Source organism: Paraburkholderia caribensis, assembly GCF_002902945.1.
In the GTDB taxonomy this organism is placed as follows: Bacteria; Pseudomonadota; Gammaproteobacteria; order Burkholderiales; family Burkholderiaceae; genus Paraburkholderia; species Paraburkholderia caribensis.
The window spans coordinates 2,080,464-2,092,605 of record NZ_CP026102.1; the positions used below are offsets into that span (position 1 = coordinate 2,080,464).

Below are 12,142 nucleotides of genomic sequence, written 5' to 3' on the forward strand. Positions count from 1 at the left end.
ATCGACCGTAACGGGGTTCACGTCATGCAGTTTCTTCATCCGCGCAGGAACACGCTTGCCCTGCTCGCCGCCTGCCTTTCATCGCTGATGTTCGGGCTCGAGATTTCCAGCGTTCCCGCGATCCTGCCTGCGCTCGAACATCTGCTGCACGGCGATTTCAAGGACATGCAGTGGGTCATGAACGCGTACACGATCGCCTGCACGACGGTCCTGATGGCGACAGGCACGCTCGCGGACCGCTTCGGCCGCAAGCGCGTGTTCGTGCTCAGCATTGCGCTGTTCGGCATCACGTCGCTGCTGTGCGGGCTGGCGTCGAACATGGCCGTGCTGATCGCGGGGCGCTTCCTGCAAGGCGCGAGCGGCGGCGCGATGCTGATCTGCCAGGTTGCCGTGCTGTCGCATCAGTTCCAGCAGGGACACGCGCGCGTCAAGGCGTTCGCCGCGTGGGGCATCATCTTCGGGATCGGGCTGGGGTTCGGGCCGATCATCGGCAGCGCGACGGTCGCGCTGACCGGCTGGCAGTGGGTGTTTCTCGTGCACGTGCCGCTGGCGCTCGCGACAATCGCGCTCGCCTTCAGCGGGGTGAGCGAATCGCGCGATCCGCACGCGCACAAGCTCGATATCGTGGGCGTCGTGACCTTGTCGCTCGCCGTGTTCGGCGTCGCCTTCTACATCACGCAGGGCGCGGACTTCGGCTTTGCCAGCCTGCCCGCGCTTGGCATCGTCGCGGCCAGCGCGCTCTGCCTGATCGCGTTCTTCGTCGCCGAGAACGTGAGCGCGCATCCGATGTTCGACTTCTCCGTTTTTCGTCTCCGCAAGTTTTCGGGCGCGCTGATCGGATCGGCTGCAATGAATTTCAGCTTCTGGCCTTTCATGATCTATCTGCCCGTGTACTTTCATCAGGCGCTCGGCTACGACGATCTGCACGCGGGGCTTGCGCTGCTCGCGTACACGCTGCCCACGCTGGTCGTGCCGCCCGTCGCGGAACGTCTCGCGCATCGCTATCAGCCGGGCTTCGTGATTCCCGGCGGGCTCTTCACGATCGGGCTCGGCTTCATGCTGATGCGTCTGGGCAGCGGCGCGGAGCACGCCAGCTGGATGACGATGCTGCCCGGCTGCGTGGTCGCCGGCGTCGGACTCGGCCTGACGAACACGACTGTGACGAACACGACGACGGGTGCCGTGCCGCCAGCACGCGCCGGCATGGCCTCGGGCATCGACATGAGCGCGCGGATGGTCTCGCTCGCAATCAACATCGCGTTGATGGGGTTCGTGCTGGTGGCGGGCGTCGAAGCGGCTGTGTCGCGCGCGTGGTCGGGCGCGCAGGACGCCGCGCACATTCACGCGACTAGCGCTGCGATCGCGGCGGGCCACGCCGTGGCGCTCGACGGCAAGATCGCGCACGATGCGCTCGTGCACGGCTTCGGCTGGGTCATGCTGTATGCAGGCGTGGGCGCGTGGCTGCTCGCGGCGGCGAGCTTCGCGACCTTCGGCGCGTTGACGAACCCGGCCCGTTCCAAGCTGCAAGACACACGCGCGGCGACATCAACGCAACGCACGGATTGATACAAAAAGCGTGAGCGCGGACGACGCGCTCACGCTTTCAAGACGTGCGGATCAGTAATAAGGATACGGCGCGTAAACGGCGCCCGGCGGGGCATAGTAATAAGGACGCGGCGCGTAGTAGACGGGGCCCGGCGCATAGTAGGCAGGCGGCGTTGCATAGACGGGCGCGGGCGGTTGCGAGATGGTGTTGCCCTTCGACGTCATGCACTGCGCGTAGGCCGCGTCGTAGCGCGCCTGCAGCCCATACGCCGAATACGACGCGCCATTCGCGCCCGTTGCGCCGCCGACCAGCAACCCGCTGCCCGCGCCGATTGCCGCACCGGCGCCCGGATTGCCCGCCGCCGCACCGATCAGCGCGCCGACGGCCGCGCCGCCCAGCGTGCCGACAGCCGCGCTGCCCACGGCATTGTTGGTGGCCGCCTGCGATGCCCCATTGGCGTCCGTGCTGCGATACGCATAGTCGCGGCACGCGTAGTCGTCCTGCTGGAACTGTTCGAGCGGCTCGCCTTTGCGCGGCAGCGCAACCACGCTCGGCCCGCTGGGCGGGACGACGGCGCACCCGCCCAGTGCGAGCAACACCCCGACGACGATCGTCGGCATTGCGACCTTTCTTGTGACCTGAGTCTTGTTCATGTTCGTCGACCTGCCAATGAAGAATGCCAATGTCCAATAGGAGAACAATAGTCCAACAGACTTAAGCTTGAGTTACGAATGCGTTACTGGATATTTCTGCACTCTGCCCTGGCGCAGCGCGCAAAAAGTAAAAAAGGGTCAGCGGAATTCGCCTTGAAATCGCAGCCAGATATGTGCATCATGCACATATGCACAGTGCACATATCGAGGTGAAGCGATGACCCGACGCATGGAAAATCTGCTCGGCGTGCTCGCCCTTCTGGTGACGGACGAACTGAACGCACAACCCAGCATTCCCGCGCTGGCCGGTTCGACTGCGCGCGCCATGCTCAATGCCATCGGCCAGTACCCCGACTCGTCGATCGAGCTGCTGCGCGAGGCCGTCGACCTCTCTCATCCCGCCGCCGTGCGGGCGGTAGCGGGACTCGTCGACGCAGGCCTCGTCGAAAAGAAGGCGGGCAGCGACAAGCGTTCGGTTGCGCTGGCGCTCACGGCCGCTGGGCGCCGCGAAGCGAGCCGCTTGCGTACCGCGCGCGGGCGCATGCTCGAACGCATCGTCGCGCGGCTCGATGAAAGCGAGCGCGATGTGTTCGAAGGTCTGCTGATCAAGATCCTCTGGAACGAAACGCGCGACTCGCCGCATGCGATGCAGCTTTGCCGCTTGTGCGACGACAAGCCTTGCCTGAAGGCGGGTTGTCCCGTCGAGTGCCGCGAACAGGGACTGCCGATGCCCGAGCGGAGCGCATCATGAACGCCGCCGGAATCGACGCGATCCGCTCGAACGCTGCGCCCGTGCGCTGGCGCGCGGTGGCCGCGCTGACGGTCGTCTCGACGCTCTCGCAGATCGGCCAGTTCGGCATCGGCTTCATGGTTCTGCCCGTCTGGCTCGCGCATCAAGGGCTCGACGCGCCGCGCGCGGGACTCTTCGCTGCGGCGCAATGGGCGGGGATGTTCGTCGGACTGTTGCTCGCGCCGCGTCTGATCGAACGCATCGGATCGAAGCTGACGGTGTCGCTCGGGATTGCCGCTTCGCTGATCGCGTATGCATCGTTCGGTGCGTTGTCGTGGCCCGCGTGGATCTTGCCCGGCATGCTGACGGGGCTCGGCATCGGCTTGCGCTGGATCGCGAACGAAACCTGGCTCTACAGTCTCGTGCCCGCCGACAAGAGCGGCAAAGTCGTCGGCGTTCATGAAACCCTGATTGCATCGGCGGGCGTGCTCGCGCCGGCGCTCGCAGTCTACGCCGGCGTGAGCGGGACACTGGTGTTCACGTCGGGCTCGCTGCTGACGCTTGCTGCCGCCGTTCCGTTGTGGCTCACCCGTTCGTCCTCGCCGCAACCTGTCCTGGAGCCGCATGTCGCGCATGGCAAGCGCCGCGAACTGGGACCGGTTGTTTGCCTCGGGCTCGTGACGATTGCAGTCGGCGGCATTGGCGACGGCGCGCTCTATGGTCTCTTCCCGCTCTTCGCCGACAGCCGCGGACTCACGGCCGCGCAAACCGCGACCATGCTCGCATGCTTCGGTATCGGCGGCATGGCGCTGCAATTCCCTGTCGGTTGGCTCGCGGATCGCGCCGGTCTCGCGGCAACGGTGATCCTCTGCGCGTTGACCAGCACGGTGGCTATCGTGGCGTTCGCCTTCGCGCCGGCCGCGTCGCTTGCGTATGTCGGCGCCGCGCTGCTGCTCGGCGGCATGAACAGCGCGTATATCACGCTCGGCATGTATGCGGCCGCTTGCGGCGACAAACAGGCAATCACCCGCAACATGCGCGTGCTGTCGCTCGCCTTTACTGCATGCTCGATCGCCGGGCCGCTCTTCGCGGGGGCTGCGATGAAGGCGCTCGGCAACGATCTGTTGATGTGGCAACTCGCGATCATGAGCGGCGCGCTCATGATCTATACGCTCGGCATGCGCGAAGGGAACAGGCAGGCAAGGCAGCGCGCGCCTTCGGCCTCTTCGTGACGACCGTGGTCGCGCGCCGCGTTTCGCTCAGCGCAAGCGCACCAGCGTCGACTTCAGCTCCGTGTACTTTTCGAGTGCATGCAACGACTTGTCGCGGCCATTGCCCGACTGCTTGTAGCCGCCGAACGGGAAGTTCATGTCGCCGCCTTCGTCGTAGCAATTGACCCACACGGTACCCGCGCGCAGACGCCGCGAGACTTCATGCGCCGTGGTCAGGTTCGCCGTCCACACGGCGGCGGCGAGACCGTAGTCGCTGTCGTTGGCAATCGTCACGGCTTCGTCGATCGTATCGAACGTGATCACCGACAGCACCGGCCCGAAAATCTCTTCACGCGCGATCTTCGCATCATGCTTCGGCACATCGAAAACAGTCGGCTCGATATAGAAGCCGCCGCTTTCCTGCTGTACACGCGTGCCACCGTGCAATAGCTTCGCCTCGGCCCGCCCTGCTTCGATATAACCCAGCACGCGATCGAGCTGCACCTGATCGACGATTGCGCCCATCGACGTCTTAGGGTCCAGCGGATTGCCCGGCGCGTAGCTGCGCGCTGCCGCGACCAGCTTGTCGAGGAACACGTCCTTGATGTCGCGATGCACGAGCAAACGCGAGCCCGCCGTGCACATCTCACCCATGTTGTAGAAAATCGCACCCGCCGCCGTTTTGGCAGCGCGGTCGAGATCGGGACAATCGGGCAGCACGATATTCGGCGACTTGCCGCCCAGTTCCAGCCACACGCGCTTCAGGTTGGACTGCCCGGCGTATTGCATGATCAGCTTGCCGACGTTCGTCGAACCCGTGAACGCGAGGCAATCCACATCGTGATGCAGCGCGAGCAGCTTGCCCGGCTCGCCGCCGCCGGGCACAACATTGAACACGCCTGCGGGAATGCCCGCTTCATGCGCGAGTTGTGCGACGCGAATCGCCGTCAATGGCGACTTCTCCGAAGGCTTGAGCACGACGCTATTGCCCGCGGCGAGGGCGGGTCCGAATTTCCACGATGCCATCAGAATCGGGAAATTCCACGGCACCACGGCGGCGACGACGCCGAGCGGCTCGCGCGTCACGAGGCCGACCAGGTGATTATCGGCAGGCACCACTTCGCCGCCCACCTTGTCGATAGCTTCTGCAAACCATTCGACGCAATACGCCGCGCCGGGCACGTCGACGCTGGTCGTGTCGCCGATCGGCTTGCCTGCGTCGAGTGTTTCGAGCAACGAGAGCTCGTCGAGATGCTCGCGCATCAACGCAGCCCATTTGAGCAACTTCGCTTTGCGCTGGCGCGGATTGAGGCCGGCCCATACGCCTCGACTGAATGAATGGCGCGCGGCGCGCACGGCCGCATTCACGTCGGCCTCGCCGCAATCGGCGACTTTCACGAGTACTTTGCCGTCGATCGGACTCACGCAGTCGAACGTACGCCCGCTTTCGGCCGGCCGATACTCGCCGTCGATAAACGCGCGCCCTTCGATTGCGAGCGCCGCTGCCTTGTCCTGCCAGTAAGCCAATGTCGTCTTGTCCATCAGGATGCCTCAATGTTATGCGTTCGGCGCAGTGAAAATGGCATGTGCGATGCAACGCTGCGCGAAACGCGTTGACGCGAAGCGATGTGCGAAAAGTTCAGAAAGTGGGCGGCGAATTGGCCGACACGACTTCGCACACCTGCTGCGCGCTGGGATTGCGAAAACGATGCGGTAAGCGGCTTTCGAAGTAATAGCTGTCGCCGGGGTCGAGCAGCCACGTCGTACCGTCGACGGTCAATTCGAGCTGACCGCTGACCACGACGCCGCCCTCGTGCCCTGCGTGCTGCAACATTTCCGGGCCGGTATCCGCGAGCGGCTGATACACCTCGCGCATGATGCCCATATTGCGGTCCTTGACACTCGCGCCCGCCAGATAGAACTCGATTTGCTCATTGCCGAGGTTCGGCATCTCCGCGCGGCGCGACACCACGGTGCGGTCGGCCTCGATTTCAAATGTGAAGAATTCGGCGAGACTCATGGGTATGCATTCGAGCAGCTTCTTCAGCGATCCGACGGACGGACTCACGCGGTTCTGCTCGATCAGCGAAATCGTGCCGTTTGTCACGCCCGCCCGTTTCGCCAGTTCCCGCTGCGAAAGACCGTGCTTTTTCCGGATGTACTGCAGGCGGGTTGCCACTTCAATTGACATCAATGCACTCATGAGAACGGGTAGTACTTCACGAAAAGAGCGCATTCGAATAGCACGCGCGTGTGTTGAATATTCTAATCACTTTAAATTGAACGCTTCTGGGGAAAACCCTGAAAGCGAAACGAAATTTTTACGCATCTACCGGCTTCAAAGTTGACTTTATTACGCATAGATGGCTCAGGGTAAGCCCTCATCAAAGTTTCGTAAAAAGACTTTGACGGCCTTTTTGACTCGTATATCCTGAACTACAGGTTGATGTTTCCTGATTCGATTACCGCTGCGGCGGCCGGTTTAATCGCCGAAGCAGCGAGTAAAGAATGCGTTACGGGTAACAGCCTGTCGTCCCGTTTCTTTAAACGTTCGACGCGTTTTCCGAACGGGGCGTTCAATACTTTCAACGTGCCAGTCGAGTGTAATCGTGAGAGTCCGAGGCCCTTTGGTTAGGTGGGATCGTAGTCAGTTCGCGAGGTGTCTTCGCGCTGACAACGCCATCGCCGACGGCAGCAACGGCAGGCTTGCGTTTCGCCGCTTTCTGTCCGTCTTCACGATCCTGTCGCGCCGTTCCGTTCGTCGTCACAACTCTATTTCAGCGCGTGCGTTCATCGCGGTTCACACCGACGAAGTCGCGTCGCTCTTGCCCTAGCGCCTTTCCACCTGCCGCTGTCAGGCCCGCTTGCGGGTCGATGCTTCGCGCGCGTTATCGCGCCGCGTCTTCGGTCGCGCTCGTCCCAACATCGGACACGCGCCGTTGCACGCCTGCAATCGCGCGCAGCGGAGCGAACCGGACAGCGTATCTGTTTGCAACGCGCGGCGCGATCCGCTGACGACGCTGCCACGCAAGCACGCTTCCAGTAGCGTTGCGCTCCGCGCATCGCTGCGGAATCGTGCCGCGCGTACGCACACCATGATTTGCCGCGTTCCCGCAGTCAACGACGAATACCCGTTAGTCATGCAAATGAAACCTTTAGTCGGCGTCACGGCCGACAGAACGATGATGGGTCCGCATCCTTCGCATGTGGCCGGCGAAAAGTACCTCGCGGCCGTGGTCGACGGCGCGCAAGCGCTTGCGATGCTGCTACCCGCGTTAGGCGACCGGCAGGCGCCGGACGATCTGTTCGCGCATATCGACGGCCTGCTGTTTACGGGCAGCTATTCGAATGTCGAGCCGCATCGTTATGGCGGTCACGCGAGCGCACCCGGCACGCTGCACGACGCCGCACGCGACGCGACGACGCTGCCGCTGATGCGCGCCGCGATCGACGCAGGCATCCCCGTGCTCGCTATTTGCCGTGGCTTTCAGGAAATGAATGTCGTGTTCGGCGGGACGCTGCATCAAAGCGTTCAAACGGTGGACGGCTATGACGATCACCGCGAGAACAAGGAAGACGACCTCGACGTGCAGTACGGGCCTTCGCATGCGCTGCATCTGATGCAAGGCGGGCTGTTGCAGAAGCTCGCCGGCGGCGCAAGCGAAGTGCGCGTGAATTCACTGCACGGCCAGGGCGTCGAGCGGCTCGGCGACGGCCTCACGGTCGAAGCCCACGCGCCGGACGGGCTGATCGAAGCGATCAGCGTGACGCATGCGCGCGCCTTCACGCTGGGTGTGCAATGGCACCCGGAATGGAAGCACGCAAGCGACACGCTATCGACAGCGATCTTCCGTGCGTTCGGCACGGCGTGCCGCGAACGAATGCGCATGAGGACGGGTTCGGCAGCGGCTGCAAGCGCACATGTCTGATCCCCGTTCTGCGCAAAAAAACAGAGAGAACGATCATGCAAGACATTGACGAGTTTCTGAAGAAGCATCACATCACCGAAATCGAGGCGATCATTCCCGACATGGCAGGGATCGCGCGCGGCAAGATCATTCCGCGCAGCAAGTTCGAATCCGGCGAATCCATGCGCCTGCCGCAAGCCGTGATGATCCAGACGGTGACGGGCGAATATCCCGAAGACGGCTCGCTCACGGGCGTCACCGACCCGGACATGGTGTGCGTGCCCGATCCATCGACGATCCGCATTATTCCGTGGGCCGTCGATCCCACCGCGCAGGTGATTCACGACTGCGTGCATTTCGACGGCACCCCCGTCGCGATCTCGCCGCGCCGCGTGCTGCGCCGCGTGCTCGATCTCTACAAGGCCAAAGGCTGGAAGCCTGTCATCGCACCAGAGCTGGAGTTCTATCTGGTCGACATGAACAAGGACCCCGACCTGCCCTTGCAACCGCCCGTCGGGCGCACCGGCCGTCCCGAAACAGGACGTCAGGCGTATTCGATCGAAGCCGTGAACGAATTCGACCCGCTCTTCGAGGACATCTACGAGTACTGCGATATTCAGGAACTCGAAGTCGACACGCTGATTCACGAAGTCGGCGCCGCGCAGATGGAAATCAACTTCCTGCACGGCGATCCGCTCAAGCTCGCCGACCAGGTCTTTCTGTTCAAGCGCACCGTGCGCGAAGCGGCGCTGCGTCATCACATGTACGCGACGTTCATGGCAAAGCCGATGGAGAACGAACCCGGTTCCGCGATGCACGTGCACCAAAGCCTCGTCGATGAAGAGACAGGCCAGAACCTGTTCACGGGCAGCGACGGCAAGCCGACCGACCTGTTCAACCAGTACCTCGCCGGCCTGCAGAAGTACACGCCCGCATTGATGCCGATCTTCGCGCCGTACATCAATTCATATCGGCGCCTGTCGCGCTTTATGGCCGCGCCGATCAACGTGCAATGGGGTTACGACAACCGCACGGTGGGCTTCCGCATTCCGCATTCGGGCCCGCAGGCACGCCGCATCGAGAACCGCATTCCGGGCGTGGACTGCAATCCGTATCTGGCGATTGCGGGCACACTCGCGGCCGGCTATCTCGGCATGACGCAGCGGCTCACGCCGACCGAGCCGCTCACCAGCGACGGCTATGAATTGCCGTACCAGTTGCCGCGCAATCTCGAAGAAGGACTCACGTTGATGGGCGCGTGCGAGCCGCTCGCCGAAATCATGGGCGAGCAGTTCGTCAAGGCGTATCTCGCGCTGAAGGAAACCGAATATGAAGCGTTCTTCCGCGTGATCAGTTCGTGGGAACGCAAGCATTTGCTGCTGCACGTCTGAGTCCGGCGTCATCCGCAAAACAACTGGAGGCAACATGAGTTACAGAACAGAAGAAGTCGCTTACGTGCAGTCCGCGCAACCGGCCGCGAAGGCGAGTGCTTCGCAACAGCAGCGCAGCACGGCTGAATACCGCGCGCTCGATGCCGCGCATCATATTCATCCGTTCTCCGATATGGGCGCGCTCAATCGTGCGGGCAGCCGCGTGATCGTCAAGGCAGAAGGCGTCTATCTGTGGGACTCCGATGGCAACAAGATCATCGACGGCATGGCGGGACTGTGGTGCGTCAACGTCGGCTATGGCCGCAAAGAACTCGCGGACGCGGCGTACAGGCAGTTGCAGGAACTCCCCTTCTACAACACGTTCTTCAAGACCACGCACCCGCCCATCATTGAACTGTCGGCCTTGCTCGCCGAATTGACGCCCGCGCCGTTCAATCACTTCTTCTACTGCAATAGCGGCTCGGAAGGCAACGATACGGTGCTGCGCATCGTTCATCAGTATTGGGCGACGCAAGGCAAGAAACTGAAGAAGTTCGTCATTTCGCGCAAGAACGGCTATCACGGTTCGACGATCGCGGGCGGCACGCTCGGCGGCATGGGCTATATGCACGAGCAGATGCCTTCGCAGGTAGAGCACATCGTGCATATCGATCAGCCGTACTGGTTCGGTGAAGGCGGCGACATGACGCCGGAGGAATTCGGCCTCGAACGCGCGCGTCAGCTCGAAACGGAGATTCTCGAGCTTGGGGCTGAGAACGTTGCTGCGTTTATCGGTGAGCCTTTCCAGGGAGCGGGCGGCGTGATCTTTCCGCCTTCTACCTACTGGCCGGAAATCCAGCGCATCTGCCGCAAGTACGACGTGCTGCTGGTCGCCGATGAAGTGATCGGCGGCTTCGGACGCACGGGCGAATGGTTCGCGCATCAGCATTTCGGCTTCGAACCCGACCTCATCACCATGGCGAAGGGCTTGACGAGCGGCTACATCCCGATGGGCGCCGTCGGCCTGCACGACCGCATTGCCGAGGCGATCATCGAGAACGGCGAGTTCAATCACGGACTCACGTATTCCGGCCACCCCGTCGCCGCCGCCGTGGCCGTCGCGAACCTGAGGCTGTTGCGCGACGAAAAGATCGTCGAGCGCGTGAAGAGCGAAACGGGGCCGTATTTCCAGCGGTCGCTGCGCGAGACGTTCGCGAACCATCCTATTGTCGGTGAAGTGGCGGGCGCGGGACTTGTCGCGGGCATCCAGCTCGCGCAAAACCCGAAGACCAGACAGCGCTTCGAGAATGGCGGCGATGTCGGCACGATCTGCCGCGACTTCTGCTTCAACGGCAATCTGATCATGCGCGCCACGGGCGACCGCATGCTGCTCTCGCCGCCGCTCGTCGTCACGAAGAGCGAGATCGACGAAATCGTCGCGAAGGCGAAAAGAGCCATCGACGCAACCGCACAACAGCTAGGGCTTTCGTAACGGCAGTCAGACCACCGGCGCGGGCGCCGTGACGCATCGACAACGCGACACACGCTCACGCCAGACTTTTACCTCCAAGGGAAATCAACATGAGCGTTTGTCATCTTCGTCATGCGGTCGCGGGGGCCGCGCTGGTAGTCGTGACGGGCATTGCCGCACTGTCGGGAACGGCAGCGCAGGCGGCCGATACCGAACTGAACGTCTATAACTGGTCCGACTACATCGCGAAAGACACGATTCCAAACTTCGAGAAACAGACGGGCATCAAGGTCAAGTACGACAACTACGACAGCGACGACACGTTGCAGGCCAAACTGCTTGCCGGCAGTTCCGGCTATGACATCGTGGTGCCGACGTCGAACTATATGGCCAAACAGATTCAGGCCGGCGTCTATCAGAAGCTCGACAAATCGCAGATGCCGAATCTGAAGAATCTCGACCCGACCTTGATGAAGATGATTTCCGACGCGGACCCGGGTAACCAGTACGGCGTGCCGTGGGCATACGGCACGGACGGCATCGGCTACAACGTGCAGGCCGTGCAGAAAGTGCTGGGCCCGAATGCGCCTGTTGACAGCTGGGCGCTCGTGTTCGATCCCGCCAACATGTCGAAGCTCAAGAGCTGCGGCGTGTCGTTCCTCGATCAGGCCGTCGACGTATTCGCCGCGACGCTGCAATACATGCACAAGGACCCGAACAGCACGAACCCCGGCGACTACCAGGCGGCGTACGAAGTGCTGAAGAAAGTCCGCCCGTACATCACCCAGTTCAACTCGTCGGGCTATATCAACGACCTCGCGAATAACGACGTTTGCGTGGTGGTCGGCTGGTCCGGCGACGTCGGCATCGCGCGGCGCCGCACGCAGGAAGCGAAGCGCTCATACGAAGTCAAGTTCTCGAACGTGAAGGAAGGCGGGCTGCTGTGGTTCGACGTGATGGTCGTGCCGAAAGACGCACCGCATCCCGAAGCCGCGATGAAGTGGATCAACTTCATTTCGGACGCGAAGAACAATGCAGCCATTACCAACGAAGTGTTCTACCCCACCGCCAATCGCGCCGCGCGCCAGTTCGTCACCCCGGCTGTCGCGCAGGATCAGACGGTCTATCCGGCCGACGACGTGATCGCAAAGATGACGCTGATGAAACCGATGCCGACGGATATTCTGCGGCTCGAAAACCGCCTTTGGGCACAACTGAAAACCGGTCATTGAAGCTGTAGTTCAACACCGGTT

Annotated in this window: 11 protein-coding genes; 8 read left to right on the forward strand and 3 right to left on the reverse strand. The window is 62.4% G+C overall.

Annotation, left to right across the window (positions count from 1 at the left end; translation table 11 throughout):
• Window positions 1–24: 24 nt before the first annotated feature.
• A complete protein-coding gene (locus tag C2L66_RS25915; RefSeq protein WP_060605649.1) occupies window positions 25–1,566 on the forward strand; it encodes an MFS transporter in 1,542 nt (513 codons plus the stop codon).
• A 51-nt stretch (window positions 1,567–1,617) separates the two neighbouring features.
• Here the strand turns inward: C2L66_RS25915 and C2L66_RS25920 are convergent, their stop codons facing one another.
• On the reverse strand, window positions 1,618–2,199 hold the full coding sequence (locus tag C2L66_RS25920; protein WP_035996691.1) for a YMGG-like glycine zipper-containing protein: 582 nt from the start codon (window positions 2,197–2,199) through the stop codon (window positions 1,618–1,620).
• A 217-nt stretch (window positions 2,200–2,416) separates the two neighbouring features.
• On the opposite strand from C2L66_RS25920, the gene C2L66_RS25925 reads away from it, so the two are divergent.
• Together C2L66_RS25925 and C2L66_RS25930 are read left to right on the forward strand one after the other, a co-directional pair.
• On the forward strand, window positions 2,417–2,950 hold the full coding sequence (locus C2L66_RS25925; RefSeq protein ID WP_060605646.1) for a MarR family winged helix-turn-helix transcriptional regulator: 534 nt from the start codon (window positions 2,417–2,419) through the stop codon (window positions 2,948–2,950).
• Window positions 2,947–4,161 (forward strand): MFS transporter, encoded by a 1,215-nt coding sequence (locus C2L66_RS25930; RefSeq protein WP_060605643.1) that lies wholly within the window; start codon window positions 2,947–2,949, stop codon window positions 4,159–4,161. Before C2L66_RS25925 ends, C2L66_RS25930 begins: the two co-directional genes overlap by 4 nt.
• 27 nt (window positions 4,162–4,188) lie before the next feature.
• Here C2L66_RS25930 and C2L66_RS25935 read toward each other — a convergent pair whose 3' ends face one another.
• Window positions 4,189–5,682, reverse strand: coding sequence for an aldehyde dehydrogenase (locus tag C2L66_RS25935; protein WP_060605639.1), 1,494 nt, complete (start codon window positions 5,680–5,682; stop codon window positions 4,189–4,191).
• Between the two features lie 97 nt (window positions 5,683–5,779).
• Window positions 5,780–6,331 carry a cupin domain-containing protein gene (locus tag C2L66_RS25940; RefSeq protein WP_060607170.1) on the reverse strand — a complete coding sequence of 184 codons (552 nt, stop codon included), beginning with the start codon at window positions 6,329–6,331 and terminating at the stop codon, window positions 5,780–5,782.
• A gap of 436 nt (window positions 6,332–6,767) precedes the next feature.
• Here C2L66_RS25940 and C2L66_RS41830 point away from each other — a divergent pair, with 436 nt between their 5' ends.
• From C2L66_RS41830 to C2L66_RS25965, 5 genes are all read left to right on the forward strand, one after another.
• On the forward strand, window positions 6,768–6,974 hold the full coding sequence (locus C2L66_RS41830) for a hypothetical protein (RefSeq protein WP_039901929.1): 207 nt from the start codon (window positions 6,768–6,770) through the stop codon (window positions 6,972–6,974).
• Between the two features lie 306 nt (window positions 6,975–7,280).
• Window positions 7,281–8,069 carry a gamma-glutamyl-gamma-aminobutyrate hydrolase family protein gene (locus C2L66_RS25950; RefSeq protein ID WP_054933830.1) on the forward strand — a complete coding sequence of 263 codons (789 nt, stop codon included), beginning with the start codon at window positions 7,281–7,283 and terminating at the stop codon, window positions 8,067–8,069.
• A gap of 35 nt (window positions 8,070–8,104) precedes the next feature.
• Window positions 8,105–9,439 (forward strand): glutamine synthetase family protein, encoded by a 1,335-nt coding sequence (locus C2L66_RS25955; RefSeq protein ID WP_054933864.1) that lies wholly within the window; start codon window positions 8,105–8,107, stop codon window positions 9,437–9,439.
• 34 nt (window positions 9,440–9,473) lie between these two features.
• Entirely contained in the window at window positions 9,474–10,910 is a 1,437-nt protein-coding gene (locus C2L66_RS25960; RefSeq protein WP_060605636.1) for an aspartate aminotransferase family protein, read from the forward strand.
• A gap of 89 nt (window positions 10,911–10,999) precedes the next feature.
• A complete protein-coding gene (locus tag C2L66_RS25965) occupies window positions 11,000–12,121 on the forward strand; it encodes a polyamine ABC transporter substrate-binding protein (protein WP_054933828.1) in 1,122 nt (373 codons plus the stop codon).
• Window positions 12,122–12,142: the final 21 nt, after the last annotated feature.

What these genes read in the sequence shown, in the direction of transcription:
- C2L66_RS25915 (WP_060605649.1), top strand. Translation starts at nt 25, where the DNA reads ATGCAGTTTCTTCATCCGCGCAGGAACACGCTTGCCCTGCTCGCCGCC.
- C2L66_RS25920 (WP_035996691.1), bottom strand. Translation starts at nt 2,199, where the DNA reads ATGAACAAGACTCAGGTCACAAGAAAGGTCGCAATGCCGACGATCGTC.
- C2L66_RS25925 (WP_060605646.1), top strand. Translation starts at nt 2,417, where the DNA reads ATGACCCGACGCATGGAAAATCTGCTCGGCGTGCTCGCCCTTCTGGTG.
- C2L66_RS25930 (WP_060605643.1), top strand. Translation starts at nt 2,947, where the DNA reads ATGAACGCCGCCGGAATCGACGCGATCCGCTCGAACGCTGCGCCCGTG.
- C2L66_RS25935 (WP_060605639.1), bottom strand. Translation starts at nt 5,682, where the DNA reads ATGGACAAGACGACATTGGCTTACTGGCAGGACAAGGCAGCGGCGCTC.
- C2L66_RS25940 (WP_060607170.1), bottom strand. Translation starts at nt 6,331, where the DNA reads ATGTCAATTGAAGTGGCAACCCGCCTGCAGTACATCCGGAAAAAGCAC.
- C2L66_RS25950 (WP_054933830.1), top strand. Translation starts at nt 7,281, where the DNA reads ATGCAAATGAAACCTTTAGTCGGCGTCACGGCCGACAGAACGATGATG.
- C2L66_RS25955 (WP_054933864.1), top strand. Translation starts at nt 8,105, where the DNA reads ATGCAAGACATTGACGAGTTTCTGAAGAAGCATCACATCACCGAAATC.
- C2L66_RS25960 (WP_060605636.1), top strand. Translation starts at nt 9,474, where the DNA reads ATGAGTTACAGAACAGAAGAAGTCGCTTACGTGCAGTCCGCGCAACCG.
- C2L66_RS25965 (WP_054933828.1), top strand. Translation starts at nt 11,000, where the DNA reads ATGAGCGTTTGTCATCTTCGTCATGCGGTCGCGGGGGCCGCGCTGGTA.